The following is a 25,212-nucleotide window of genomic DNA, read 5'->3' as shown; positions in this document are numbered from 1 at the left end:
GTTGTTGATCTCCCAAGCTCACTGGATCGGAGCAGGCCCCGGTCAACCGGACGGGGGAAATCCCGCCCCCACCCGTCCTTCTTGCTCAAGCGCCGCCTCTTCGGAGACGACACCTGGCAAGTAAGGAGGTGATCGCGATGACCGCGCTGCGACCCGAAATCGCAGAGACCGAGCCGGCCGACGCCGCTGCCGGGCAGGGGCCCGCACTGGTCGGCCTGCACGAGTCCATCGCGAGGTTGCTCGCCTCCCGCGGTCAGTGGCGCCAGGCCTACCAGCACCTGCGCTCGGCGCTCGACCTCGTCCAGGCCGACCAGGAGGAGGAGCCGCACGTCCCCGAGCAACTGCGCCGCGAGGTCGACCGGCTGCGCCGGGAGCACGCGGAGGCGCGCGAGCAGAGCCTGCGCGACAGCCTCACCGACTCCTACAACCGCCGTTACCTCGACCAGCGGCTGATGGACCTGCTGGCCGAGCACGGCGCATGCCGGCACGGGCTCGCCATCGCCCTGATCGACCTCGACTGGTTCAAGCAGGTCAACGACACCTTCGGCCACCTGCTCGGCGACCGCGTGCTCCAGCGCGTGGTGGAGCTGCTCCAGCAGGGGTTGCCGGAAGGTGCGTTCTGCGCCCGTTACGGCGGTGAGGAGTTCGTGCTCGTGCTGCCGCGGGTGGACGCCGCCGCGGCCGTCGAGGTGGCCGAGAAGGCCAGAGAACGTGTCGAGCGTCACCCCTGGGACGAGATCGCTCCCGGGCTGCGCGTGACGGTCTCGGCGGGTCTCGCCTACGAACCGCCTGCGGACGAGGCTCCGCAGCGGCCGCCGGTCAGCGCCGAGCAGCAGCTGCTGCGCGCCGACAGCCTCCTGTACTCGGCCAAGCAGTCGGGCCGCAACGCCGTGGCGTACCGTTCGGACGGCCGGGTTCGCCTCGCCGGTGCCGCTTCCGGGCGGCGTGCCGTCGCTGAAACACGTGTTCTCGGTTACTGCTGAGTGACCCAGCTCACCCGTTCAGGGCAAGCGGACTGCGCGTAATCGCGTACAGATCGAACTCGTATCACCCGGAGTGGTCGTCAGAAGACGGCTACATCCGTAGTATCGCGGGCGCAACTGACACGCCCGGTGATGCAACCCTTGTGTCCCGGTCGTCGTCAACTCGTAATAGCGAACCGCTAAAGCGCTTCTGACCCAGAAGGGAGATTGGGTGCCCGACGACCCCCGACGTGGCGGCCCCTCTTCCCGCGGTGATCAGGATCCCCAGCACGACCAGCCGACCGGCCGTAGACGTCGCTCGATGGATGGCTCTGGGGGCCTGAGCGTCTCGGACCTCATCGAGCAGCACAGCAGGACGGACATCCCCCGGCCCGTCCCGCCCGGCTCGCCCGACGCTTCCACTACCGGCAGGCGTGCTCTGCCAGAGAACCCGCCCGCGGCCACCGGCCGCCGCTCGCTGCAGGAGCCGCCCGCCGACCAGCGGCAACCCGCTCCGCCGCAGGGCTTCACCGGTGGCCAGGCACCCGACCAGACCGGTCGGCGGCGCAGGCCCGAACCCGAGCAGAACGGTGCGCCCGCGCGCCCGGCGCCGGGTGACCGCCGTGCCGAGCAGACCGGTGCCCGGCCGCGACCGGACCGGAACCCGCCGCAGGCAGCGCCCCCGGCACCGCCGCAGAGCGGTGTCCGTCCGGGTGAGCAGACCGGAACGCGCCCGCGGCCCGCGCAGGCCCCGCCCGCAGGCGAGCAGACGGGAACGCGACCGCGACCTGCGCAGACCCCGCCGCCCACCGGTGAGCAGACCGGAACGCGACCGCGACCTGCCCAGGCCCCACCGCCCACCGGCGAACAGACCGGAACGCGACCGCGACCTGCCCAGGCCCCACCGCCCACCGGCGAACAGACCGGAACGCGACCGCGGCCCGCGCAGACCCCGCCGCCCGTCGGCGAGCAGACCGGGATGCGACCGCGGCCGGACGCGAACGGCGCCCCGCGGCGACCGGCTCCCGGCGTGCGGCCTGGCGAGGCGAGCGGCGCGGTGCGCCGTCCCGTTCTGCCGGCCGACGCACCGGGCGTGCGTCCCGGTGATGTGAGCGGACCGGTCCGGCGACCGGAGCCCCCGGCAGACCCGAACGGCGTCCCGCGCGGACCCCGGCCCGGCGAGGCGACCGGTGCGCAGCGGCGCCCGGACCCCGCGGCCCGGCCCGGTGACGTGACCGGTGCGCCGCGCCGCCAGGACGGCCCCCCCAGCGGCACGATGCGGCGTCCCGTTCCGGGTGCTCCCGCGGACGCCGAGGGCGTGCAGCGCCGGCTTGACGGCCCTGGTGGTGCGCCCAGGCGGCTCGCTCCCGGCGACGCGCCGTCGTCGAACGGCATCCCGCGCCCGCCCGCACCGGACGGCCGCAGGCCGGCTCCCGGTGAGGCGCCCGACGGTGGACCGCGCAGGCACGACGTGCCCTCGTCCACCGGCATCCCGCGGCCACCGGTTCCCGGTGAGGCGCTCCGGCACGACGTGCCCTCCTCCAACGGCATCCCGCGCCCGCCCGCTCCCGAGGGCGGCCCGCGCAGGCACCCCGGCGACGCGCCGTCGTCGAACGGCATCCGGCGCCCCGACCCGAACGCGGTGCCCCCGGCACCGGAGGGTGCGCCGCGCAGGCTGCTCCCCGGCGAGGCGCCCTCGGCGAACCGGATCCCGCGTCCGCCCGTTCCGGGTGAGCGGCCCGCGACCGGGGACGTGACCGGCCGGCACCCGATGCCGACGCGTGCGGAGTCCAGCGCGCCGCGGCCCGCTCCCGGCGGTGTCTCCGACCGGCTCGGTGGCGGCGACGTCGCCGACCGGCCCGCCGGTGCCCCCGAGGACGACGCGACGCAGGACAAGGGCCCCGAGGCCACCCAGATCGCCCCGGCGGGTGTGGCCAAGGTGGAACGGCGCGAGGACATCGACCCGATGAGCCTGACCACCGAGATGGAGGCCATCGGCGAGGAGGTCAAGAAGCGCCGCGAGGTGGACCACACGCTCGCGCGGTTCTCGGCCGTCCACGACGAGCTGCTCGAACAGGAGCGCCAGCGCAAGGAACGCCGCGCGAAGCTCATGCCGTGGCTCAACGACGGTGACGGCGAGGACGAGGAGGCGACCCAGTTCGCCGACCCCGTCGTCGTCGGCGCGGAGGACGGCCAGAAGGCCGGTCCGGCCGGACGGACGCCGCAGCAGCGCAAGCTGATGCGCACGGCGAAGGTCGGTGCGATCGCCGCGGCGGCCGTGGTGTTCGCGTCCACCGGCATCGGCTGGGGCGCGATGCAGTGGGCCGACTCGCAGTTCAGGGACATCGACGCGCTCGGCGGCAACTCGCAGGCCGTGCAGCAGGCCGAGAAGCAGCTCGGTGACGAGAACTTCCTGCTGGTCGGCTCGGACACCAGGGCGGGCGCGAAGGCGGGCGACAACGTCGGCACGACGGCGACCGAGAAGGGCGCCCGGTCCGACGTGATCATGCTGGCGCACATCCCGGCCGACCGGAAGCGGATGGTCGTGGTGTCGTTGCCGCGGGACGTGCGCGTCGACCGGCCGGACTGCCGCAGCTGGAACTCGGACAACGGCGAGTACGGCGACGCGCTGGCACCGGCCAAGGACGTCATGGCGAACAGCGTCTACGCCGAGGGCGGACCGCAGTGCGTCGCCAACATGATGACGCAGCTGACCGGTCTCAAGATCAACCACTTCGTCAGCATCGACTTCAACGGCTTCCGCGAGATGGCCACGGCCGTCGGCGGCGTCGAGATCTGCACGTCCAAGCCGATCAAGGACAACGAGATCGGCGTCGTGATCGACAAGCCGGGCAAGCACGTCCTTAAGGGCGACCAGGCGCTGCAGTACGTGCGCGCCCGCTACGTCCAGGGTGACGACGCCTCGGACTTCGCGCGCATCACGCGGCAGCAGCAGTTCATGTCCTCGATGCTGCGCACGGCCCTGTCGAGCGAGGTGCTGCTGAACCCCAGCAGGCTCAACGACTTCATCAAGGCCTTCACGAGGTCGACGGTCGGCGACAACATCGGTGTCGCGCAGCTGCTGGAGCTCGGGCAGTCGTTGCAGGGCCTGGAAGCCGGTCGGGTGTCGTTCGTGACGATGCCGCACTGGACCGACGACAACAAGCTCATCAACATCCCGGACGACAACATCGAGCGGCTGGACAAGGACGGCGTCAAGAGGCTCTTCCAGTCGATCATCGACGGAACGCCGCTGCCGCTGGAGAAGCCGGCCGAGCAGAAGCCGGGTGAGCAGAGCTCCGCGCCCAAGCAGGGCACGGTGATCGACCCGAAGAGCGTCCTCATCCAGGTGCTCAACGGCGACCCGGACAACGACGGTGTTGCCGGCCGCACCGCGGACGCGTTGCAGGGCGTCGGTTTCCAGGTGTCCTTCAAGGGCGACGCGACGGAGCGGGCCGCGAAGACGACCATCCGCTACGCCAGGGGTTTCGAGGACAAGGCGGCGACGCTGCGGGCCGCGGTGCCCAAGGCGGAGCTGGTGGAGGCCCCGGAGATGGGCGGCGCGGTGATGCTCGTCCTCGGTTCCGACTTCGACGACAAGGTGGTCGACCCGAAGACGGGTGGGAACGCCCCCGCGCAGAACCAGAACCAGAGCGCGGGCAACCAGGGTGATCTGTCCATTGTGAACGCGGGCCAGGACCCCTGCGCGAAGTGATTCGCCTGGGGTTCACCCGCGGTTCACTCGGGCATGTCGCTGCCGCGATGGTCGCACCGTAGGCTGAGCCCCATGCGCGAGGCCTACACCGACCAGCTAGAACAGCTCGCCGAACGACTGGCCGACATGACCGGCATGGTCGCTGAGGCGATGGAGAACGCGACCGCTGCCCTGCTGCAGGCCGACCTCGGTCTGGCGGAGCAGGTCATCAGCGGTGACCAGGAGGTCGACGACGTCCGCGCCAGCATCGAGGAGCAGTCCTACGCGCTGCTCGCGTTGCAGGCCCCCGTCGCGACCGACCTGCGCACCGTGCTCGCGGTGATCCACGCGGCCGAGAGCGTCGAGCGGATGGGCGACCTGGCGCTGCACGTGGCGAAGGCCGCGCGCCGCCGCCACCCCGCGTCCGCGATCCCCGAGGACGTCCAGCCGTACTTCACCGAGATGGGCCGGATCGCGGTCAAGCTCGCGACGGAGGCCGCCCTCGTCATCCGCGAGCGGGACGTCGCCCGCGCCCGTTCCCTCGAAGAGGAGGACGACGCGATGGACGACATCCACCGCCACCTCTTCTCGGTGATCATGGACAAGGAGTGGCAGCACGGTGTCGCGGCCGCCGTGGACGTGACCCTGCTGGGCCGCTTCTACGAGCGCTACGGCGACCACGCCGTGTCGGTCGCCAAGCGCACCGTCTTCGTCGTCACCGGCCGGATGCCCGGCTACGGTGGCGACGACGACCTCTAGAAAACTTCAGGTACGGCTACCCGCGCAGCTGCCCGTCGCGCTCAGCCTCGAGCTCCGGATCGGCGTAGGCCTCGGAGAACTCGGCGAGCACGGTGGGCAGTTCCGCGTCCCAGGCGGCGCGCGCCTCCTCGCGCGGCAGATCGCGCGCGTCCGCGGTGAAGTACGCCCACGCCCGCACGACGTCCGGCAGCAGTGCCAGGTCCTCGTCCGAGACGTGCAGCCGGGCCGCCACGGCCAGGATCAGCACACCGGTCAGCGACGCGGGCCCGTACGCCACGGGGTCGCGGTCCTGGTCGGTGGCCTCCCCGGCGAGCACGCGCGCGAGCGCCCTCGCGAGCTCCGCGTCCGGCAGCGCGGTGGCGTGCTCGGACGCCAGGAACGCCTCGACCACCTCGTCGGTCCGGTCGGGCCGCTCGGGGATCTCGTAGTCGTCGGGGACCAGCGCCCGCACCCGTGCCTCGGCCAGCGCCATGAGCTGGATCGGGTGCCGCGCCTCCTCGTCGTCGTCGAGCAGACCGGCCTCGGCCTCCTCGTCGGGTTCCTCGTTCCAGAACAGCTCGATGTCGGGCCACACCCGGCTGAACGCCTCCTCGGCGCTCATCGGCGTGATCCGGTCGCGGAACGCACCCGGCGCGGAGGAGATCATGTCCTCCAGCAACGCGGTGGTGCCCTCGTCCGGGGTCGCGAACAGCTCGATCGCGGTGGCGCCCAGCACCGGCTGCCGCATGAAGAGCACGGTCTCCACGGCACCCGCGCGTTCCTGGGTGACCGCGACGACCTCGACGTCACCGAGCAGGTTCGTGACGAGGAACGCCTCGCGGAACTCCAGCGCCGCACCGGCGACGAACCACGACGGCTCGGCAACGCCCTGCGCAGCAAGGGTTTCCGCCGCCTCGACGGCTGCTTCGCCGGACGACACACCGGACAGCGCGCGCAACGCGGTCAGCGCGGCCTCACCACCGGCCCGCAGCACCCCCGCGACCAGCTTCCCGTGCTCGGACTCGAACGCCTCGGCCGGCTCCGGGAACCGCCAGGACCCCAGCCAGAGCGACGCCACGACCTCGCTCGCCCAGGCGTCCGCGAGCAACCAGGACTCGGAACGCAGCACGGCCGCCGACTCGAGCAGCGCCCCGTACGGGGACTGCTGCTCCGGCCGGCGGCCGGGTGCCTTGCCTTGCTTCTTCTTGCGGGACTTGCTCTGCGGGCTCACGCCCGGCAATTTAGCCGAACCGGCCGGAGATGTAGTCCTCGGTCGCCTTCTGGCCGGGGTTGGAGAAGATCTTCTCCGTGTCGTCGACCTCGATGAGCTGACCGGGCTGGCCCACACCGAGCAGGTTGAAGAACGCGGTCTGGTCCGACACGCGCGCCGCCTGCTGCATGTTGTGGGTCACGATGACGATCGTGTACTCCTTCTTCAGCTCCGTGATCAGGTCCTCGATCGCCAGCGTGGAGATCGGGTCCAGGGCCGAGCAGGGCTCGTCCATCAGCAGCAGGTCCGGCTGCACCGCGATGGCACGCGCGATGCAGAGGCGCTGCTGCTGACCACCGGAGAGGCCGCCGCCGGGGCGGTCGAGGCGGTCCTTGACCTCGTTCCAGAGGTTGGCGCCGCGCAGCGAGCGCTCCGCCACCTCGTCGAGCTGCTTCTTGTTCTTCACGCCCGCGAGCCGCAGACCGGCCACCACGTTGTCCTTGATGGACATCGTGGGGAACGGGTTGGGCCGCTGGAACACCATGCCGATGGTGCGGCGCACCTCGACCGGGTCCACAGTGGACGCGTAGATGTCCTCGCCGTCGAGCAGCACCTTGCCCTCGACGCGGGCGCCGGGCGCGACCTCGTGCATGCGGTTCAGCGACCGCAGCACCGTGGACTTGCCGCAACCGGAGGGACCGATGAACGCGGTCACGTTGCGCGGCGGCACCGCGAGCGAGACGTTCTCGACGGCGTGGAACTTGCCGTAGAAGAGGTTCAGGTCCTTGATGTCGAGTCGCTTGGCCATGTCCGCCCGCTCACTTCGTCTTCGGCGCCAGCGCCCGCGAGATCACGGTCGCCAGGAGGTTGAACAGGGTGATGAGGACGACGAGCGTGATCGCCGCGCCCCAGATGCGCTCGAATCCCGCCTGCGTCGGGTTGTTGCGCTCGTTCACCATCATCAACGGCAGCGAGGCCATGGGGCCGTCGAACAGGTTGTAGTTGATGAACGGCGCGTACGCCGCGAGCACCAGCACCGGTGCTGTCTCGCCCATGACGCGGGCGAGGGCCAGCATGATGCCGGTCAGGATGCCGGAGAGCGCCGTCGGGATGACGATCTTGACGATCGTCTTCCACTTCGGGATGCCGAGCGCGTAGGAGGCCTCGCGCAGCTCGTCCGGGACGATCTTGAGCATCTCCTCGGTCGTGCGCACGATGACCGGCACCATCAGCAGCACCAGTGCGAGCGACACGGCGAGCGCGCTGCGGCCGAGGCCGAAGTACGTGATCCAGACCGTGTAGACGAACAGCGCGGCGACGATCGACGGGACACCGGTGAGGATGTCGACCATGAACGTCGTGGCCTTGGCCAGCCTCGAACGGCCGCCGTACTCGACGAGGTAGATCGCGACCATGATGCCGATCGGCACCGAGATCACGGCGCAGATCAGGCCCTGGACCAGGGTGCCGTAGATCGCGTGGTACGCGCCGCCGCCCTGCTGGCGGGCCAGCAGGCCGGACATCGACTTCTGCCACCAGTCACCGTCGAGGATGACCGGGAAGCCGCGCTGGACGACGGTGTAGAGCACCCACACCAGCGGGATGATCGCGACCGCGAACGCGCCCCACACGAGCGTGGTGGCGAGGCCGTTCTTGAGCCGGCGGGAGACGCTGACCGACTGGAACGTCGGCGGCGTCGCGAGCCGCGTGGGGTCGGCGAGGTTGGTGCTCACTCGTACTCCTTGTGGCCGGCGACGATCGAGCGCGCGATGGCGTTGACGACGAAGGTCAGCACGAACAGCACCAGACCGGCGGCGATGTAGGCGCCTGCCGAGCGCGGGTCGTTGAACTCGGGCGCGGCCAGCGCGATCTTCGAGGCGAAGGTCGAGCCGCCGTCGAACAGCGACCAGCCGAACGACTGGGTGGCCGTGCTCAGGATGATCGCGACGGCGATCGTCTCGCCCAGCGCGCGGCCGAGGCCGAGCATGGAGGCGCTGACGTAACCGGCCTTGCCGAACGGCAGCACCGTCGTGCGCACGACCTCCCACTTGGTCGCACCGAGGGCGATGGCGCCCTCGACGTGCATGGTGGGCGTGCGTTCGAAGACCTCGCGGGTGACGGCCGTGATGATCGGCAGGATCATCACCGCGACGACGATGCCCGCGGTGAAGATGGTGCCGCCGAGCTGGACGTTCACGTTGCCCTTGGCGAACAGCGGGATCCAGCCGAGGTTGGAGATCAGCCACTCGGAGAACGGGAAGAGCACCGGGCCGAGCACGAACAGGCCCCAGAGGCCGAACACGATCGAGGGGACTGCGGCGAGCAGGTCCACGACGTAGGCGAACGGCCGGGCGAGGTTGCGCGGCGCGTACTGGGTGAGGAACAGCGCGATGCCCAGCGCGATCGGCATGGCGATCAGCAGGGCCAGCACCGCCACCACGACCGTGACGAGCGTGAGGTCCAGGATGCCGAACCGCAGGTTGGACGGGTCGGTGGTGTTCCACTCGCGACTGGTCAGGAAGTTGACGTTGTCCAGCCCGAGCGACGGGATGGCCTGCAGGATCAGGAACAGGCCGATCGCGCCGATGAGGACGACGATGAAGACACCAGACCCCGTCGCCAGGCCGCGGAAGATGCGGTCACCGGGCCGAACGTGCGGTGCCTTAGGGGTTTCTGGAGCTTCCGGTGTCGGGGGAATCGGAGCCTCCGAGGCGTGGGGAGCAGCCGCAACGCCCCGCTCCGCACCGGCGGCACCGGTGCGGGCGGGGCGCTTGGCCACGACGGGATCGTTCATCGCGTCAGCGTTGGTCGAAGTCTCGCATCAACCTCAGGCGATCGCCTTCACGGCGGTCAGCAGCTTGTCCTGGAACGCCTTGGGCAGCGGCACGTAGCCGGCGTCGGCGAGCTGCTGCTGGCCCGTGGTCGCGGCGACCGTGAGGAACGCCTTGACGGCCTTCGCGGTGTCGGCGTCGTAGCCCTTCGAGCAGACGATCTCGTAGGTCGCGAGCAGCAGCGGGTACGCGCCGGCGGCCTTGGAGCCGTAGATCGAGTCGAGGTCGAGGACGAGGTTGTTGCCCTCGCCCTTGACCTTCGCGCCGTCGATGGCCTTGCCGGCCGACTCGGCGGTCAGCTCGACCGCACCGGCACCGGAGTCGATCTTGGCGATCGAGAGCTTGTTGTCCTGCGCGAATGACCACTCGACGTAGGTGATCGCACCGTCGATGGAGCCGACGGCCTGCGCGACACCGGCGGACTTCTCCTTGCCCTCGCCGACACCGCCCTTGAACTGCTTGCCGTCACCCTTGGTCCAGCCACCGGCGACCTTCAGGTACTTCTGGAAGTTGTCGGTCGTGCCCGACTCGTCCGAGCGGTAGATGACCGCGATGTCCTTGTCCGGCAGGTTCGCGGAGCCGTTCAGCGCCTTGATGGCCGGGTCGTTCCACTTCTTGACCGCGCCGGAGAAGATCGCGGCGGTGGTCTTGGCGTCCAGCACCAGGCTGTCCACGCCGGACACCTTGTAGCCGACCGCGACCGGGCCGAACACCAGCGGGAGGTTCCACGCCGGGTTGCTCTGGCAGCGCTTGGCGGCCGCCTCGGTCTCGGCGCCCTCCTTCAGCGCGGAGTCGGAGCCGCCGAAGTCGACCTGGCCCGCGTTGAAGTTCTTGACGCCGGCACCGGAGCCGGACGGGTTGTAGGCGAGGTCGGTGCCGGGGCAAGCCGCCTGGTACGCCTGCACGAACGCGTCGACGGCGTTCTTCTGGGCGGAAGAGCCCTCGGCGTTCAGCTTGGTCTTGCCGCCACACTCGACACCGGAGGCGGCGGGCGTGTTCGTGCTGCCACCCGCGCCCGTGTTGTTGTCGGAACCACACGCACCGAGCAGAAGCGCGCTGGCCGCGACGAGGCCGAGCACGGCGCCGTGCCGCTGGATCTTCACCTTGGTCCTCCACCTTGCGGAAGCTTTAGCGGTTTCGCGACGGACGTCGCCGCTCGCTTCGGAAGGTAGGTAGCCAGAGTGGACAGACCACCTAGACCGGGTGAACGGGAGGTGAACACCGAACGGGAAGTGACGGGTCACACGGCCGAAAGAGTGACTGCGTGACCAGCGCGTATGCGTTTTGTGACGGTACGTTGACTACCGCGCGTACTGGACGTCGGCATCCCACAGGGTGAAGCCGAGCTTGGTGTAGACCCGCACCGCCGCGGTGTTGTCCGACTCCACGTAGAGCATGACCTCCTGGACCCGCTGGTCGCGCAGGTGCCGCAGGCCCGCGAGGGTCAGCGCCTTGCCCAGACCGCCGCCCTGCCGGTCCGGGTCGACGCCGACGACGTAGACCTCGCCGAGCTCGGGGGTGTGCACCTTCGTCCAGTGGAAGCCGACGAGCCGGTCCTCCGCGTCGAACGCCAGCAGGAACCCGGCCGGGTCGAACCACGGCTCCTGCTCCTTCGCGCGGACGTCCTCGATGGACATCGCGCCCTGCTCGGGGTGCCAGTCGAACGCGCGGTGGTTCACGTAGACGACCGCGGCCTCGTCCTTGCCGGGCACGAACGCCCGGATGACCACGCCCTCGGGGAGCCGGGGCTCCGGCAGGTCGTCCTGCACCCGCAGGCGCATCCGCAGCAGCTCGCGGACCTTGTCGAAACCGAGCTTCCCCGCGAGGCGGTCCGCGTCGGGGTGGCCGCCGTGGGCCCAGATCCGCAGGTTCCGCGCGGGCAGCTCGGACACCAGCTCGGCGCCGACGCCGCGGTGGCGGTGCTCGGGGTGCACGGCGAGCTCGGCGACCTGGTGGCCGCCGGAGTCGCCCAGCAGGTCGAGGTGCGCGTAGCCGGCGAGCCGGTCGTCGACGCGGGCGAGCAGGTGCCTGCTGCCCGTGGCGCCCGGCCGCATCCGCAGCCTGACCGCCTCGCCCACCGGGGCGACGCCGTCGGTCGCCTCCGCGGCGGTCAGCAGCTGCGCGACCTCCGCAGCCTGGTCGGTCGTCAGCTCGTCGAACCAGCTCAGTTGCGCCACACCGGCGAACCTACCGCGCGATCAACTCGTCATCCAGGACTCGGACGGAGTCGGCGATCTCCACATCGGACGCGCGGCGCGACGAGCCGGGGCGCGGCGGCCGGACGAACTTGTAGCCGACGTTGCGCACGGTGCCGATCAACGCCTCGTGCTCGGGGCCGAGCTTGGCGCGCAGGCGCCGCACGTGGACGTCGACCGTGCGGGTGCCGCCGAAGAAGTCGTAGCCCCAGACCTCCTGCAGCAGCTGCGCGCGGGTGAACACCCGGCCCGCGTGCTGCGCGAGGTACTTGAGCAGCTCGAACTCCTTGTAGGTGAGGTCGAGCGGGCGGCCCTTGAGGCGCGCGGTGTAGGTGGCCTCGTCGATCACCAGGTCGCCGAGCTGCAGCGCGCCGTCGCCACCGGGCTGGGTGGTGCCGCGGCGCGAGCGCACCAGGCGCAGGCGGGCGTCGACCTCGGCGGGGCCGGAGGTCGGGAGCAGGATCTCGTCGACCGACCAGTCGGAGTTGACCGCGACCAGGCCGCCCTCGGTGACCACGGCCACGACCGGGACGTCCACGCCGGACGAGTCGAGCAGGCGGCACAGCGACCGCGCTCCGACCAGGTCGGTGCGGGCGTCGACCAGCACGATGTCGTGCGGGCCCGCCTCCAGCAGCGCGGAGACCTCAGGACGCAGCGGGCGGACCGCGTGCGGGAGCAGCGCCAGAGCCGGGAGCACCGCCTCCGGGTCGGGGTCTGTCGTCAGCAGAAGCACGTCGATGCTCATCGCGGCGCCCTCCAAGTCGGCCGTGGTCGGTCACCACGACCAGACCAGCGGCGTACGGTGACCGGGCCCCGTTGCCTGCGGATGACGGAGACAATACCGGTGCACCCCGAGAAAGTCCCAGGTCAAGAAGCCGTGCTCACAGTTGTTTCCACAAGCGTCACGCCTGTTACATCCATGTCACACGACGGCGTGCGTCTGCACGGCGTCCACCACAAGGGTGAAGGCCCCCTCGCTTTCGTTGTGGCACACGGGTTCACGAACAACGTGACCAAGCCCTACGTGGCACGGGTGCTCGCCCGGTTCGCCCGGCACGGGGGTGTCGTGGCGTTCGACTTCCGGGGTCACGGCAAGTCCGGCGGGCGCTGCACGGTCGGTGCCGACGAGGTCCACGACGTGGAGGCGGCCGTCCGGACGGCACGTGAACTGGGTTACACCCGCGTTGCGACGGTCGGGTTCTCGATGGGCGCGTCGATCGTCGTGCGGCACGCGGCGCTGGGGGAGGCGAAGCCGGACGCCGTGGTCGCGGTGAGCGGGCCCGCGCGGTGGTGGTCGCGGGAGACCGCGCCGATGCGGCGGGTCCACTGGCTGCTGGAACAGCCGCACGGCAAGCTCGCGGCCCGTGCGATGGGGGTTCGGCTCGGTGACCCGTGGGTACAGGTGCCCGAGAGCCCGCTGGAGGTGGTCTCGCGGATCGCACCGACCCCGCTTTTGCTCGTGCACGGTGAGCTGGACCACTATTTCGGACCGGAGCACGCCGAGTCGCTGCACCGCGCGTCCTCCGGACATGCGCGGCTGTGGTTGGAACCGGGCATGCGGCACGCGGAATCGGCGACGACTCCTGACCTGGTAGACCGGATGGCGGCCTGGACCGCCGGCAACGTCGAGGACGAGGGATGACTGCAGGGCACTCTGGACAGACGCGCAAGGTGAAGCGGAAGTCGCGGCGCGGCAAGTTCCTCGTGATCGCGGTGCTCGTGCTCGGTGTGCTGCTGGTGGCCGCCGACTTCGCACTGGCCGCGGCGGCGGAGTACCAGATCGCGCAGCGGATGCGGGAGAAGCTGCAGCTCAAGGAGGACCCGTCGGTCCGGATCAGCGGCTTCCCGTTCGTGCTGCAGGCGATCCGCGGTGACTACCAGCGCGTGGAGATCGACGCCTACGGCGTGCCGATCAAGGACGAGCAGAAGGACATCGAGCTGCGCGACCTCGACGTCGAGGCCGACCTGCTGCACACCCGCGTCGAGCTGGGCGACCTGCTGGCGGGCAACGTCTCCAAGGCCACGATCGACCAGGTCGACGGCAAGGTGCGGATCAAGGCGCTCGACCTGAACCGGCTCGCGAACCAGGTCACGCCGTTCGACAAGCTGTCGATCGAGCCGGACAACCGGGTGACCACCACCACGCCGACGCCCGCGGCACCGGAGACGCCCAAGCAGAAGACGACCGCCGCGATCAAGCTGTCCGGCCAGACGAACCTCGCCGGCAAGACCATCACGGTCGCCGCGTACGGCCAGATCGCGCTCGTCGACGGCGCCATCCAGATCACCGTCGACGACATCGAGCTGGAGGACGCGTCGCTCAAGCAGCTCGTCCCGCAGCTGCGCAACGCACTCGCGATCAAGATCGACCCCGGCGCGCTGCCGTTCGGCGCGAAGCCCACGGCCGTCGAGGTGGAGAATGGCGCGTTCACCCTGAGCGGCGTCGTCACGGACGTACCGCTGGCCGGGCGATGACCGGGGTGTGGGCGCTGCTGGGCGCGCTGGCCGTGGCCAGTGCGATCGGCGTGCTGCTCAAGGTCCGCGAGGGCCGCATCAAGGAGCCGGCGCGGGCCGTCGACCTGCCGGAGCCCGTGCGCGCGCTGCTCGCTCCGGGCGTGACGCTGGTCCAGCTCTCCACCACGTTCTGCGCACCGTGCCGGCACGCCAAGGTGATCTTGCGCGACCTCGCCGACCGCACCGACGGCCTCACGCACGCCGAGCTGGACGTGACGAACCTGCCGGACGTGGCCGCACGGCTCGGCGTGATGCGCACGCCCACGACGCTGGCGCTGACCGCCGACGGGACCGAGGTGCTGCGGGTCGGCGGGGTGCCGAAACGGGACACGTTGCTGGCGGCGTTGCGCCCACATCTGGGCGCGCAATCGGCCTAGTCCGGTTGAGTGAACCTGCGTTGTTCCACCTGATGGACATATCTCCCGGACCGAGGGATCGGGTACTACCCTCGCTGGCATGACCATGCTGCTCACGAAGCGACGCGCGGTTGATCTGTGCCGCGTGCGCAGCAGCCTGTGTCGCACGACGAGCTGACTGGGCCGCTTGACGCCCACCAGCCACCTCTGACGGACTGAATCACCCCTCGTCCGAATGTCCGGAGGTCGTCGTGCCCCAAGATGCCCCTGTAGACCCGCGCGGACCGCGCTTCTCCGCCTGGATGACCACCGTCGTCCTCGCGATCGTGCTGCTCACCGGCTGGTGGCGCCTGTTAGCCGCCCAGACCGTGCTCTTCGCGATGTGCGCGTTCATCTCGCTGAAGCTCAACCCGTGGGGCCACGTCTACCGGTACGCCGTCCAGCCGCGCATCACCCCGACCACCGAACGCGAGGAAGCGGCCCCGCTGCGCTTCGCCCAGGGCGTCGGTTTCGTGTTCGCGCTGCTCGGCACCGTCGGTTACGCAGCGGGCTACCCCACGTTCGGCACCGTCGCCACCGGCCTCGCCCTGGTCGCCGCGTTCCTCAACGCCGCCTTCGGCCTGTGCCTCGGGTGCGAGATGTACCTGCTGCTGCGCCGGTACGCACCCGCCCTCGCCCGTCCCCAATGAACAAGCACTGAACCTTAAATGGGAGCAACTTCGATGAGCCGTGAGAACGTGCTGGTCTCGGCAGCCTGGTCCGAGGAGAACCTCCAGACGCCCGGCGTCGTCTTCGCGGAGGTCGACGAGGACACCACCGCGTACGAGGGCGGCCACATCCCCGGCGCCGTCAAGATCGACTGGAAGAACGACCTCCAGGACCCGGTGCGCCGCGACTTCGTCGACCGCGAGGGCTTCGAGAAGCTGCTGTCCGCCAAGGGCATCTCCAACGACGACACCGTCGTCCTCTACGGCGGCAACAACAACTGGTTCGCCGCCTACGCGTACTGGTACTTCAAGCTCTACGGCCACAACGACGTGAAGCTCCTCGACGGTGGCCGCAAGAAGTGGGAGCTCGACGGCCGTCCGCTGGACAAGGAGGAGGTCGTCCGCGAGGCCACCTCCTACTCCGCCCAGGAACAGGACCTCTCGATCCGCGCGTTCCGCGACGAGGTCGTCGAGGCCATCGGCAACAAGAACCTCGTGGACGTCCGCTCCCCCGACGAGTTCTCCGGCAAGCTCCTCGCCCCGGCCCACCTCCCCCAGGAGCAGGCCCAGCGCGGCGGCCACATCCCCTCGGCCGTGAACGTGCCGTGGAGCAAGGCCGCCAACGAGGACGGCACCTTCAAGTCCGACGAGGAGCTGCGCGCCCTCTACGAGGAGGCCGGCTTCGACGGCTCGCGCAAGACCATCGCGTACTGCCGCATCGGCGAGCGCTCCTCGCACACCTGGTTCGCCCTGCGCGAGCTGCTCGGCCACGAAGACGTCAAGAACTACGACGGTTCTTGGACGGAGTACGGCTCGCTCATCGGCGTGCCGATCGAGCTCGGTTCCGGCAAGGAGGCCTGATCACCATGAGCGACTCGTGCGGCGCGCCCGTCCAGGGCGGCGCGATCGACGTCTCGTCCTCGGAGACCGTCCTGCAGGGCAAGGTCGTGGCCGACGGCACCCCCGTCGGTGGCGCCTTCGTCCGCCTGCTGGACTCGACCGGCGAGTTCACGGCCGAGGTCGTCTCCTCCCCGGAGGGCGACTTCCGGTTCTTCGCGGCGCCGGGCAGCTGGACCGTCCGCGCCCTGCACCGCACCGGCAACGGGCAGGCCGACGTGGCGGCCTCGGGTCCCGGCGTGCACTCGCTGGAGATCGCGGTCGCCTGACGCTTCGAGCAGGAGGGCCCCGGCAGTCACGCCACTGCCGGGGCCCTTCGCCGTCCAGGCCTGCCGCGACAGCCACGGCTCACGCGGGGCGTGAGCCGTGTCGTCCACCACCACAATCCTGCACGTCAGCCGCCCCGGGATATCCTTTCCCGGTGGAACACATCTTCACCGGACTCCTGGTGCTCGTGACCATCGCGGTCGTCTGGTTCTCGGCCTACGTCGTGTACCGGCTCTACTCCGACCAGCGATGACCAGCGGCGACGAGGCCATCCGCCTGGCCGAGCAGCGCGCGGAGGCGACGCGTGCCCGCAACCTGCCGCAGTTCACCGACATGCCCATCCCGGGCGACACGGCGAACCTGCGCGAGGGCGCGAACCTGAACGACGCCCTGCTCGCGGTGCTGCCGCTGGTGGGTGTGTGGCGGGGTGAGGGCGAGGTCGTCTACCCGACGATCGACGGCCCGTTCCGCTTCGGCCAGCAGATCACGTTCGCCCACGACGGCCGGCCGTTCCTCGTCTACGAGGCGCGGTCGTGGCTGCTCAACGAGGCAGGCGAGGTCATCAGGCCGGCGGCGCGGGAGAGCGGGTTCTGGCGCCCGCAGCCGGACGACACCATCGAGGTGCTGCTCACGCACAACACGGGCATCATCGAGATGTACTACGGCAAGCCGATCAAGCAGACGGCCTGGGAGTTCCAGACCGACGCGCTGATCCGCACCGCCACCGCCAAGGACGTCACCGCGGCCCAGCGGCTCTACGGCATCGTCAACGGCGACCTCGCCTACGTCGAGGAGCGCGCCATGATGGGGCAGCCGATGCAGGCGCACGCGTCGGCGCAGCTCCAGCGCATCGTCGGCTGAGCGACACGCTGAAGCCGGGGTCGTAGGATTGTTCAACAATCCCACGATTCCCCGTAGCATGGGTCCATGCTGCTGCGGCGCTGCGGTACTGACGCACTCCTGGTCGAGGTCGACTCGCTGACCGAGGTCGCGGCCGTCCGCGCGGCCCTGCACGGGCTGCCCGGAGTCGAGGAGCTCGTCCCGGCCGCCAGGACGGTGCTCGTCAAGGGTGCGCTGCCGCGGGTCAGGGAAGTGCTCGCGAACGTCGACCTGACCAAGGCGCCCGCCACCGAGTCCCGCCAGGTCACCATCCCCGTCACCTACGACGGGCCGGACCTCGACCTCGTCGCCGAGACCGCCGGCATCGGCACCGCCGAGGTCGTCGAGCTGCACACCGCCGCCACCTACGAGGTCGCGTTCTGCGGCTTCGCCCCCGGCTTCGGCTACCTGGCCGGGTTGCCGGAGGTGCTCCGGCAACCCCGGCTCGACTCGCCGCGCACGAAGGTCCCGGCCGGGTCGGTCGGCATCGCCGGCGAGTTCACCGCCGCCTACCCGCGTGCGACCCCCGGCGGCTGGCGCCTGATCGGCCGCACCCGGATCACGCTGTTCGACCCCGGGGCCGAGACACCGGCCCTGCTCGCGCCCGGCGACGAGGTCAGGTTCGTGGTCGCATGAGCCGCCGCGTCACGATCGTCCGCACCGGCCCGCAGGCGCTCGTCCAGGACCTCGGCCGCCCCGGCAACGCCCACCTCGGCGTGCCGCCGTCCGGTGCCGTCGACCCGCACTCGCTGCGGCTCGCCAACCGGCTGGTCGGCAACGACGAGACCGCCGCCGGCCTCGAACTGCTGCTCGGTGGTCTCCACCTCGCAGCGCACTCCTCCTGCACGGTCGCCGTCACCGGTCCCGCGGTCGAGGTTCGCGTCGACGGCCGGCTCGCCGACTCGCACCAGCCGCTGCACGTGCCGGCGAACGCGACCCTCGTCATCGGCACCCCGCAGACCGGCCTGCGCACCTACCTCGCCGTCTCGGGCGGCATCGACGCGCGCGCGGAGCTGGGCAGCCGGTCGACCGACCTGCTCTCCGGAATCGGTCCAGAACCCTTGCGGGACAACGACGTCCTGGAGCTCGGTGCCCCGAACCCGGCGACCGGCGCAGACGTCGTGCCGCCGTTCCACGCACCGCAGACCATCACCGTTCCCGTCCTGCTCGGCCCGCGCGACGACTGGTTCGAGGACGCGGAAACCCAGCTGCGCCGGGGTTCCTGGACCGTCAGCGACCGCGGCAACCGGGTCGGTGTGCGACTGCAGGGCACCGTTCTGAATCGTCGTGACGGCGAGATACCCAGCGAGGGCATGATCACCGGCGCGGTCCAGGTGCCGCCGGACGGGCAGCCCGTGGTCTTCCTCAACGACCACCCGACGACCGGCGGCTACCCCGTCATCGGCGTCGTCGACAGCGCTCACCTGCGGTTTCTCGGCCAGGCCAGGCCCGGCACGACGGTGAGGTTCCTGCCGCGGGACTGAGGACCACGGCGTTGACGGAAGTGGTCCAGACCAAATACGGTATCCACCAGGCCGCCGCGGAACCTTCACCAAACTGGAGTTCCGCATGCGCCGATTCCCTGCCCTCCTAGCGATTCTGGTCGCGGTAACAGCCCTGGCGGTCCCTGCACACGCCGCCACGGGCATCACCGCGACCTTCACCCGCACCGGCACGAGCGCCAAGCTCGTGGTCGCCAACGCGTCCACGGCCGCGCTCAACGGCTGGTCGGTCAAGTTCGACCTGCCCACCGGTGTCACGGTGAGCGGCGTCCAGAACGCCACCACCACCCAGAACGGCACGCGGGTGACGCTCACCCCGGCGTTCTACCTCGCCAACCTCCCCTCGGGGCGCACCACCGAGCCCTACAGCCCGACGTTCACGCTGAGCGCCGCGGCCGACCCGACCGCCTGCACGATCAACGGCATGGCGTGCGACGGCAGCGGTGACCCCGCACCGACGCCCACCGGGCTCACCGCCGAGTACTCGGTGGCCGGTGGCACGGCGAAGTTCGTCGTGCGCAACCACACCACCGCCGCGGTGAGCGACTGGTCGATCTCCCTCACGCTGCCCAACGGCGTGACGGCAGGCAACGGCCAGAACGGCACCGTCAGCCAGAACGGCAACCAGGTCACCATCACCCCGTTGCACTACAACAAGACCGTGGCCGCGGGTGGCAGCACCGAGCCGTACAGCCCGACGTTCGCCATCAGCTCCAACGTCGACCCGGTGACGTGCCGGATCAACAACGCGAACTGCGACGGCAGCGCGGACACCCCGCCGAGCACCCCGACGGGCCTCACCTCGCCGACGAAGACCACGCGCACGGTGACGTTGCAGTGGACCGCGTCGAACCCCGGCTCCCTGCCCATCACCGGGTACGACGTCTACAACGGCAGCACGCTCGCCGGCAGCTCCACCACGACGTCCACGATCATCACCGGCCTGAACCCGAACACGGCGTACTCGTTCACCGTGCGCGCCAAGGACACCAAGGGCACGCAGAGCGCTCCGAGCACGGCCGTGGCCGTCACCACCAACAACCCCGCCGACGACACGACCCCGCCGACCGCACCGGGCGCCCTGCGCGCCACGGCGAAGGACGCGGGCAGCGTCACGCTGGCGTGGACCGCGTCCACCGACAACCGCGGCGTCGCGAACTACGACGTCTACGTCGGCTCGACCGTGAAGCAGACGGTCTCCGGCACCACCGCGGTCGTCAATGGCCTTGCGCCGTCCACGGACTACACGTTCACCGTGCGCGCACGGGACATCTACGACAACGTGTCCGCCGCGAGCAATGCGGTGAACGAACGCACCAGTGACATCGTCGGCGGCTACGCCCGTGTCGGGTACTTCGTGCAGTGGGGCATCTACGGACGCCAGTACTTCGTGAAGGACATGGACGCCGCGAAGCTGACGCACGTCAACTACGCGTTCGGCAACATCGACCCGGTCAACCTGACGTGCCTGCACGGTGTCACGAAGGGCACCAGCCCGAACCCGCAGGACCCGAACCAGGGTGACGGCGCCGGTGACGCGGAAGCCGACTACAGCAGGCCGTTCGCGGCGGCCCAGTCCGTCGACGGTGTGGCGGACAGCGGCTGGGAACCGTTGCGCGGCAACTACAACCAGCTCAAGAAGCTCAAGGCGAAGCACCCGGACCTGAAGGTGCTGATCTCGCTCGGCGGCTGGACGTACTCCAAGTACTTCTCCGACGTCGCGGCCACCGACGCGGCGCGCAAGAAGTTCGTGTCGTCGTGCATCGACGTCTACCTCAAGGGCAACCTGCCGGTCTACAACGGCGCGGGCGGTCCCGGCACGGCGGCGGGCATCTTCGACGGCTTCGACCTCGACTGGGAGTGGCCGGGCGCGGAGGGCCACGCGGGCAACCACTTCGGCCCGCAGGACAAGGTCAACAACACCCTGCTGATCGAGGAGTTCCGCCGGCAGATCGACGCCTACGGCGCCACGACCGGCAAGCGCTACCAGCTTACCGCGTTCACGCCGGCCGACCCGGCCAAGATCGAGGCGGGCTGGGAGCTCGGGCGGGTCGCGCAGTCGATGGACATCTTCAACGTCCAGGGCTACGACTTCCACGGCTCCGGCAGCGACAACTCGTGGGAGCCCAACCGGACCGGTCACCAGGGCAACCTGTACCCGGACCCGGACGACCCGTACCCGACGAAGTTCAGCGTGGAGAGCACGGTGCAGGCCTACCTCGACGCGGGGGTGCCGCCGCGCAAGATCACGCTCGGGCTCGCGTTCTACGGCCGCGGCTGGCAGAACGTGGTCAACGGCGGCAAGAACGGCGAGTGGCAGCAGGCGGGCGGCGCGGCACCGGGCCAGTTCCCGGAGGAGTCCGGCACGCGCGGGTACGCCAACCTCGTCGCGTCGGTGCCGAACTGCACCGTCTTCCACGACGAGGTGGCGGTGGCGACGTCCTGCTACACCGGCAACCAGTGGTGGACCTTCGACGACGTGTGGTCGATCCAGAAGAAGACCGCGTGGCTCAAGTCGAAGAACCTGCTGGGCGCGATGTTCTGGGAGATGTCCGGTGACCGCGGCCCGTTGCTGGCCGCGGTCGACGCCGGGCTGAGGTAGCTCAGTACTCCGACTCGTACAGGCCCTGCAGCTCGGTGAGCAGGGCCGACGAGTCGGGCAGCTGCTTGCCGTCCAGCGTGGTCACCCGCGTGATCTTGCGGACGCTGGAGGCGAGGAACACGCCCTCGGCGTCGTAGAGCTCGCCGGTCTGGACCGGCTCCACGAGCACGGTCCAGCCGGCGCGCTCGGCGGCGCGGAACAACGCGTACTGCGTGGTGCCGGGCAGGATGCCGAGCTCGGACGGCGGCGTGACCAGCGTCTTGCCGCGCACCAGGACCACGGTGGAGGTGGGGCCCTCCAGCACGGAACCGCCGGAGGTCGTGAAGATGACCTCGGCGGCGCCGCGGCGCTCGGCCTCGCGGACAGCGGCCATGTTGATCGCGTACGACAGCGACTTGGCGCCCAGCAGCAACCACGGCGCGCGGTCGGCGAGGTCCGCCTCGATGCCGCGGTCCAGCGTCACCGCGGACAGGCCCTCGGCGCGCTGCTTGAGCACCTTCGCGCCGATCTCCATGCCCAGCGCGAACCCGGTGCCGGTGCCGTCGCCGCCCTCGACACCGCGGGTGTAGACGAGCTTGAGCGCGAACTCGCCGCCACCGGTCCAGTTGGCGATGACGAGCTCGACCGCGCGCTCGAACTGGGGCCGCGGCGGGACCGGCATGTCGAGCATGGCCGCCGACCGCTCCAGGCGGTCCAGGTGCGGCGACAGCTCACGGGGCTTGCCGTCGACGACGAGGATGGTTTCGAAGACGCCGTCGCCGCGCATCAGACCGAGGTCGTCGACACGGATCTGCGGGGCGTCGGGGTCGGCAAGGGTTCCGTCGAGCAGTGCCAGCACGCGCATGGCGTGAGCCTACTAACATCAGGGCTGTGGAGACCGCAAGAGGCCTGCGCAAAACGCTGCACGACCGCGGCATGCGGATGACACCGCAGCGCCAGCTCGTGCTGGACGCCGTCAGGGTCCTGGGCCACGCGACCCCGGAGCAGATCTGCCAGCGCGTCCAGGAGACGGCGCCGACGGTCAACATCACGACGATCTACCGCACGCTCGACCTGCTCGACCGGCTCGGGCTGGTGCGGCACACGCACCTCGGGCACGGCGCGCCGAGCTACTCCGTCGACGAGCACCAGCACGTGCACCTGGTCTGCCACTCCTGCGGCCGGATCGACGAGATCCCGTGTGAGCTGCTCGACCCGCTGGTCGGAACATTGCGGGAGCGCGACGGGTTCGAACTTGATGCAAGCCACCTCGCGCTGTCCGGCACGTGCCGCGACTGCCTGAAGCAGGAGCAGGAGACCGAGTGAGCCTCCCAGGAGCCGTTCCTCCGCCCGACGAGTCGACCGACGCCGGCGTCGCCTGGCACTACGGCGACCCGTTCGCGGAACAACGCTCGGCCGCGCGCTCGGTCGTCGTCGTGGACCGCTCGCACCGCGGGATCATCGCCGTGCCCGGCGAGGACCGGCTCACCTGGCTGCACCAGCTCACCAGCCAGCACTTCGAGCAGCTCGGCGAGAACGCCGGCACCGAGGCGCTGATCCTCGACGCGCAGGGCCGGCTGGAGTACCACATGGTCGTCGCGAACGTCGGCGGCACCGTGTTCCTGGACGTGGAGAAGGTCGACGACCTGCTCGCGTACCTGAAGAAGATGGTCTTCTGGTCGAAGGTCGAGCCACGTGACGCCACGGCCGAGCTCGCGCTGCTGACGGTCATCGGCCCGGACGCGGCCGCGCTGCTGGAGAAGCTCGGCGTGCCGGTGCCCGCGGACGTCGCCGCGCTGGGCGACGGCTTCGTGCGGCGGACGTCGTGGCCGGGCAAGGGCGCGTTCGACCTGCTGGTGCCGCGCGCCGAGCTGGCCGCGTGGTGGCAGCGGATCACCGGCGCGGGCGCCCGCCCGGCCGGCAGCTTCGCCTTCGAGGCGCTGCGGGTCGAGTCGCTGCGGCCCCGGCTGGGCGTCGACACCGACGAGCGCACGATCCCGCACGAGGTGAACCTGGTCGAGCCGGCGGTCCACCTGAGCAAGGGCTGCTACCGCGGCCAGGAGACGGTCGCGAAGGTCCACAACGTGGGACGGCCGCCCCGCCGCATGCTCCTACTCCACCTGGATGGTTCTGCCGACGGCCAGCCGGAGACCGGTGACCCGGTCCTCCTGGACGGCCGCGTGGTGGGCCGGGTGGGCAGCGTCGCGCAGCACCACGAGCTGGGGCCGATCGCGTTGGCGCTGGTCAAGCGGTCCGTACCGGTCGAGTCCGAGCTGGTCGCCGGTGACGGGGAGCGCCAGGCGGCCGCCCGCATCGACCCCGACTCGGTGCCGCCGGACACGCCCGGTCTGGGCAGGGAAGCTGTTCGCAACTTGAGGGGCTGAGCCCCTACAGTCGCGCCTATGTCCCTGGGCACGCTCATCACTGTCGCTCCCACCGGAGCGGAGCACGCGAAGACCGACGTCCCCCAGCTCCCGGTGACCCTGGAGGAGCTGGTCTCGACGGCGCGGAGCTGCGAGCAGGTCGGCGCGGCGATGATCCACGTCCACGTCCGCGGTGCGGACGCGAAGCCGTCGCTCGACCTCGGGCTGCTGAAGGCCACCGTCGCCGCGTTGCGCGAGCAGACGAACCTCGTGGTCCAGCTGTCCACCGGCGGGTCGGTGCACGACCCGGAGGAGCACCGGCTGCGCGTGCTGGAGGCGATGCCGGACTCGGCGTCCTGCACGATGGGGACCGTCAACTTCGGCGACGACGTGTTCCTGAACCGCTGGGAGTTCGTCGTCGCGCTGCACAAGGGCATGCAGGAACGCGGCATCGTGCCCGAGTACGAGATCTTCGACATCGGCCAGCTGGCGTCGTTGAAGCGGCTGCTCGACCAGCACGGCCTGCCCGCGGGCGGGCACGTGCACGTCGACCTCGTCATGGGCGTGCCCGGCGGCATGCCCGGTGACGCGCAGACGCTGGTCGCCGCGGTGAACGCCCTGCCGGACGGGGCGACGTTCTCCGCCACCGGGATCGGCCGGACCACTCTTCCCGTGATGTTCACCGCATTGGGCGCGGGTGGGCACCTCCGCGTGGGTATGGAAGACACGACCAGCTACTCGCGAGGCGTGCCGGTGCGGGACAACGCACAGCTCGTCGCCCGTGCGGCGGGTCTCGCGAAGATCGCGCAGCGGCCGCCGCTGTCGCCCGACGAGGCGCGCAAGGTGCTGGGCGTGCAGATTTGAGACAAGTTCGGTGCAAGGGATCTGTTGGCGGCTGAGGAGGATCTACCGCAGGATGGACACGTGATCGAGGTGCGTCCTGGCGGGCGCCGCCGAATCGACCGGGTGCTCGCTCCCGACTACACGGAGGGCGTCGAGCAACGCCCGCTCGTCGAGGTGCGCGAACTCCGCGACGAAGCAGCGCAGGAGGAAACCGACCTGTCCTACCTGCGGCGGCTGCTGCACGCGCGGATCGACATCGTGCGTGCCGAACAGCAGCGCCGCAGCTCCGGCGGCTCGGCGGTGGTCGACCAACTGGCCACGATCCTCTCCACGAACGCCGTCGGGCCGGCGACCGGCCTCGGCCGGTACCAGACCCATGAGCCCTCACGTGCTGATGCGCATCAACGGCACGTGGAAGCGCTGATTTCCGATGTCGACCTCTCCGACGTGAGCAAGCTGTCCGACGACCGCCTCGGTGAGGTGTTGGAGACGTTCATCTCCGAAGAGGCCTCCGTGTCGGTGCGGCGGCGCGAGGTGCAGGTGGTCGTGGACCGGCTCAACGCCGAGATCGCGTCCCGCTACCAGCGCGGGAGCGCGTCCGTGGACGAGCTGCTGGCCGCGGAGCGCGGTCACCACCGGCGGAAGAGCTGACTCCCAGCATCTGGGAGAGTCG

26 protein-coding genes are annotated in these 25,212 nt (G+C 70.4%); 18 read left to right on the top strand and 8 right to left on the bottom strand.

Annotated features, from left to right (window positions below; all coding sequences use genetic code 11):
* Positions 1–137: 137 nt before the first annotated feature.
* The 3 genes from AB0A63_RS28380 to phoU all read left to right on the top strand — a co-directional run bounded on the left by AB0A63_RS28380 (position 138) and on the right by phoU (position 5,415).
* Positions 138–983 (top strand): GGDEF domain-containing protein, encoded by an 846-nt coding sequence (locus AB0A63_RS28380; protein WP_360396795.1) that lies wholly within the window; start codon positions 138–140, stop codon positions 981–983.
* 301 nt (positions 984–1,284) lie between these two features.
* Positions 1,285–4,677, top strand: a complete 3,393-nt coding sequence (locus AB0A63_RS28375; RefSeq protein ID WP_360396793.1) for an LCP family protein — start codon at positions 1,285–1,287, stop codon at positions 4,675–4,677.
* 72 nt (positions 4,678–4,749) lie between these two features.
* Positions 4,750–5,415, top strand: a complete 666-nt coding sequence (gene phoU / locus AB0A63_RS28370; RefSeq protein ID WP_360396791.1) for a phosphate signaling complex protein PhoU — start codon at positions 4,750–4,752, stop codon at positions 5,413–5,415.
* 16 nt (positions 5,416–5,431) lie between these two features.
* On the opposite strand, the gene AB0A63_RS28365 is transcribed toward phoU, so the two are convergent.
* The 7 genes from AB0A63_RS28365 to AB0A63_RS28335 all read right to left on the bottom strand — a co-directional run bounded on the left by AB0A63_RS28365 (position 5,432) and on the right by AB0A63_RS28335 (position 12,375).
* Positions 5,432–6,625: a hypothetical protein gene (locus AB0A63_RS28365; RefSeq protein WP_360396789.1), complete on the bottom strand. Its 1,194-nt coding sequence runs from the start codon at positions 6,623–6,625 to the stop codon at positions 5,432–5,434.
* 10 nt (positions 6,626–6,635) lie between these two features.
* Positions 6,636–7,412 (bottom strand): phosphate ABC transporter ATP-binding protein PstB, encoded by a 777-nt coding sequence (pstB, locus tag AB0A63_RS28360; RefSeq protein WP_360396787.1) that lies wholly within the window; start codon positions 7,410–7,412, stop codon positions 6,636–6,638.
* Positions 7,413–7,422: 10 nt separating this feature from the next.
* Entirely contained in the window at positions 7,423–8,337 is a 915-nt protein-coding gene (gene pstA, locus AB0A63_RS28355; RefSeq protein WP_360396785.1) for a phosphate ABC transporter permease PstA, read from the bottom strand.
* A complete protein-coding gene (gene pstC, locus AB0A63_RS28350; protein WP_360396783.1) occupies positions 8,334–9,398 on the bottom strand; it encodes a phosphate ABC transporter permease subunit PstC in 1,065 nt (354 codons plus the stop codon). The genes pstA and pstC overlap by 4 nt, the downstream gene beginning before the upstream one ends.
* Positions 9,399–9,431: 33 nt before the next feature.
* A complete protein-coding gene (pstS, locus tag AB0A63_RS28345; RefSeq protein WP_360396781.1) occupies positions 9,432–10,538 on the bottom strand; it encodes a phosphate ABC transporter substrate-binding protein PstS in 1,107 nt (368 codons plus the stop codon).
* A 198-nt stretch (positions 10,539–10,736) separates the two neighbouring features.
* Positions 10,737–11,585 (bottom strand): mycothiol synthase, encoded by an 849-nt coding sequence (mshD, locus tag AB0A63_RS28340; RefSeq protein WP_360396887.1) that lies wholly within the window; start codon positions 11,583–11,585, stop codon positions 10,737–10,739.
* A gap of 37 nt (positions 11,586–11,622) precedes the next feature.
* Positions 11,623–12,375, bottom strand: coding sequence for a response regulator transcription factor (locus tag AB0A63_RS28335; RefSeq protein WP_360396779.1), 753 nt, complete (start codon positions 12,373–12,375; stop codon positions 11,623–11,625).
* Positions 12,376–12,615: 240 nt separating this feature from the next.
* On the opposite strand from AB0A63_RS28335, the gene AB0A63_RS28330 reads away from it, so the two are divergent.
* From AB0A63_RS28330 to AB0A63_RS28280, 11 genes are all read left to right on the top strand, one after another.
* Complete coding sequence (locus AB0A63_RS28330) at positions 12,616–13,272, top strand: alpha/beta fold hydrolase (RefSeq protein WP_360396777.1); 657 nt, start codon at positions 12,616–12,618, stop codon at positions 13,270–13,272.
* Positions 13,269–14,105: a DUF2993 domain-containing protein gene (locus AB0A63_RS28325; protein ID WP_360396775.1), complete on the top strand. Its 837-nt coding sequence runs from the start codon at positions 13,269–13,271 to the stop codon at positions 14,103–14,105. Before AB0A63_RS28330 ends, AB0A63_RS28325 begins: the two co-directional genes overlap by 4 nt.
* Positions 14,102–14,521, top strand: coding sequence for a thioredoxin family protein (locus AB0A63_RS28320; protein WP_360396773.1), 420 nt, complete (start codon positions 14,102–14,104; stop codon positions 14,519–14,521). The genes AB0A63_RS28325 and AB0A63_RS28320 overlap by 4 nt, the downstream gene beginning before the upstream one ends.
* Positions 14,522–14,600: 79 nt before the next feature.
* On the top strand, positions 14,601–14,678 hold the full coding sequence (locus tag AB0A63_RS28315; RefSeq protein WP_352235731.1) for a putative leader peptide: 78 nt from the start codon (positions 14,601–14,603) through the stop codon (positions 14,676–14,678).
* A gap of 73 nt (positions 14,679–14,751) precedes the next feature.
* The gene (locus AB0A63_RS28310) at positions 14,752–15,189 is read left to right on the top strand and encodes a DUF4395 domain-containing protein (RefSeq protein WP_360396771.1); all 438 of its coding nucleotides are present in this window, start codon (positions 14,752–14,754) and stop codon (positions 15,187–15,189) included.
* Between the two features lie 33 nt (positions 15,190–15,222).
* On the top strand, positions 15,223–16,068 hold the full coding sequence (locus tag AB0A63_RS28305) for a sulfurtransferase (protein WP_360396769.1): 846 nt from the start codon (positions 15,223–15,225) through the stop codon (positions 16,066–16,068).
* 5 nt (positions 16,069–16,073) lie between these two features.
* Complete coding sequence (locus tag AB0A63_RS28300) at positions 16,074–16,373, top strand: DUF1416 domain-containing protein (protein ID WP_360396767.1); 300 nt, start codon at positions 16,074–16,076, stop codon at positions 16,371–16,373.
* A 247-nt stretch (positions 16,374–16,620) separates the two neighbouring features.
* The gene (locus AB0A63_RS28295; RefSeq protein ID WP_360396765.1) at positions 16,621–17,232 is read left to right on the top strand and encodes an FABP family protein; all 612 of its coding nucleotides are present in this window, start codon (positions 16,621–16,623) and stop codon (positions 17,230–17,232) included.
* Positions 17,233–17,298: 66 nt separating this feature from the next.
* Positions 17,299–17,886 carry a 5-oxoprolinase subunit PxpB gene (gene pxpB, locus AB0A63_RS28290; protein ID WP_360396763.1) on the top strand — a complete coding sequence of 196 codons (588 nt, stop codon included), beginning with the start codon at positions 17,299–17,301 and terminating at the stop codon, positions 17,884–17,886.
* A complete protein-coding gene (locus tag AB0A63_RS28285) occupies positions 17,883–18,734 on the top strand; it encodes a biotin-dependent carboxyltransferase family protein (protein WP_360396761.1) in 852 nt (283 codons plus the stop codon). Before pxpB ends, AB0A63_RS28285 begins: the two co-directional genes overlap by 4 nt.
* An 85-nt stretch (positions 18,735–18,819) precedes the next feature.
* Positions 18,820–21,354 (top strand): glycosyl hydrolase family 18 protein, encoded by a 2,535-nt coding sequence (locus tag AB0A63_RS28280; RefSeq protein WP_360396759.1) that lies wholly within the window; start codon positions 18,820–18,822, stop codon positions 21,352–21,354.
* 1 nt (position 21,355) lies between these two features.
* Here AB0A63_RS28280 and AB0A63_RS28275 read toward each other — a convergent pair whose 3' ends face one another.
* Positions 21,356–22,198: an aminodeoxychorismate lyase gene (locus AB0A63_RS28275; protein WP_360396757.1), complete on the bottom strand. Its 843-nt coding sequence runs from the start codon at positions 22,196–22,198 to the stop codon at positions 21,356–21,358.
* A gap of 26 nt (positions 22,199–22,224) precedes the next feature.
* On the opposite strand from AB0A63_RS28275, the gene AB0A63_RS28270 reads away from it, so the two are divergent.
* The 4 genes from AB0A63_RS28270 to AB0A63_RS28255 are packed head-to-tail and all read left to right on the top strand — an operon-like array spanning position 22,225 to position 25,190.
* A complete protein-coding gene (locus AB0A63_RS28270; protein ID WP_360396755.1) occupies positions 22,225–22,659 on the top strand; it encodes a Fur family transcriptional regulator in 435 nt (144 codons plus the stop codon).
* Complete coding sequence (locus AB0A63_RS28265; protein ID WP_360396753.1) at positions 22,656–23,717, top strand: folate-binding protein YgfZ; 1,062 nt, start codon at positions 22,656–22,658, stop codon at positions 23,715–23,717. The genes AB0A63_RS28270 and AB0A63_RS28265 overlap by 4 nt, the downstream gene beginning before the upstream one ends.
* 18 nt (positions 23,718–23,735) lie before the next feature.
* A complete protein-coding gene (locus tag AB0A63_RS28260; protein ID WP_360396751.1) occupies positions 23,736–24,560 on the top strand; it encodes a 3-keto-5-aminohexanoate cleavage protein in 825 nt (274 codons plus the stop codon).
* A gap of 60 nt (positions 24,561–24,620) precedes the next feature.
* Positions 24,621–25,190 (top strand): aerial mycelium formation protein, encoded by a 570-nt coding sequence (locus AB0A63_RS28255; protein ID WP_360396750.1) that lies wholly within the window; start codon positions 24,621–24,623, stop codon positions 25,188–25,190.
* The last annotated feature ends 22 nt before the right edge of the window (positions 25,191–25,212 follow it).

Origin of the sequence: Lentzea sp. NPDC042327 (assembly GCF_040647275.1) — a bacterium.
Classification (GTDB): domain Bacteria; phylum Actinomycetota; class Actinomycetes; order Mycobacteriales; family Pseudonocardiaceae; genus Lentzea.
The sequence above is the reverse complement of the archived record's forward strand: the minus strand, read 5'-3'. Positions and strand labels throughout refer to the sequence as shown.

Excerpts from the sequence above, each read along its gene's own strand:
- AB0A63_RS28380 (WP_360396795.1), top strand. The coding sequence starts at position 138 with ATGACCGCGCTGCGACCCGAAATCGCAGAGACCGAGCCGGCCGACGCC.
- AB0A63_RS28335 (WP_360396779.1), bottom strand. The coding sequence starts at position 12,375 with ATGAGCATCGACGTGCTTCTGCTGACGACAGACCCCGACCCGGAGGCG.
- AB0A63_RS28375 (WP_360396793.1), top strand. The coding sequence starts at position 1,285 with ATGGATGGCTCTGGGGGCCTGAGCGTCTCGGACCTCATCGAGCAGCAC.
- AB0A63_RS28280 (WP_360396759.1), top strand. The coding sequence starts at position 18,820 with ATGCGCCGATTCCCTGCCCTCCTAGCGATTCTGGTCGCGGTAACAGCC.
- pstB (WP_360396787.1), bottom strand. The coding sequence starts at position 7,412 with ATGGCCAAGCGACTCGACATCAAGGACCTGAACCTCTTCTACGGCAAG.
- AB0A63_RS28295 (WP_360396765.1), top strand. The coding sequence starts at position 16,621 with ATGACCAGCGGCGACGAGGCCATCCGCCTGGCCGAGCAGCGCGCGGAG.
- AB0A63_RS28305 (WP_360396769.1), top strand. The coding sequence starts at position 15,223 with ATGAGCCGTGAGAACGTGCTGGTCTCGGCAGCCTGGTCCGAGGAGAAC.
- phoU (WP_360396791.1), top strand. The coding sequence starts at position 4,750 with ATGCGCGAGGCCTACACCGACCAGCTAGAACAGCTCGCCGAACGACTG.
- AB0A63_RS28320 (WP_360396773.1), top strand. The coding sequence starts at position 14,102 with ATGACCGGGGTGTGGGCGCTGCTGGGCGCGCTGGCCGTGGCCAGTGCG.
- pxpB (WP_360396763.1), top strand. The coding sequence starts at position 17,299 with ATGCTGCTGCGGCGCTGCGGTACTGACGCACTCCTGGTCGAGGTCGAC.
- AB0A63_RS28275 (WP_360396757.1), bottom strand. The coding sequence starts at position 22,198 with ATGCGCGTGCTGGCACTGCTCGACGGAACCCTTGCCGACCCCGACGCC.
- AB0A63_RS28260 (WP_360396751.1), top strand. The coding sequence starts at position 23,736 with ATGTCCCTGGGCACGCTCATCACTGTCGCTCCCACCGGAGCGGAGCAC.
- pstC (WP_360396783.1), bottom strand. The coding sequence starts at position 9,398 with ATGAACGATCCCGTCGTGGCCAAGCGCCCCGCCCGCACCGGTGCCGCC.
- AB0A63_RS28285 (WP_360396761.1), top strand. The coding sequence starts at position 17,883 with ATGAGCCGCCGCGTCACGATCGTCCGCACCGGCCCGCAGGCGCTCGTC.
- AB0A63_RS28325 (WP_360396775.1), top strand. The coding sequence starts at position 13,269 with ATGACTGCAGGGCACTCTGGACAGACGCGCAAGGTGAAGCGGAAGTCG.
- AB0A63_RS28300 (WP_360396767.1), top strand. The coding sequence starts at position 16,074 with ATGAGCGACTCGTGCGGCGCGCCCGTCCAGGGCGGCGCGATCGACGTC.
- AB0A63_RS28315 (WP_352235731.1), top strand. The coding sequence starts at position 14,601 with ATGACCATGCTGCTCACGAAGCGACGCGCGGTTGATCTGTGCCGCGTG.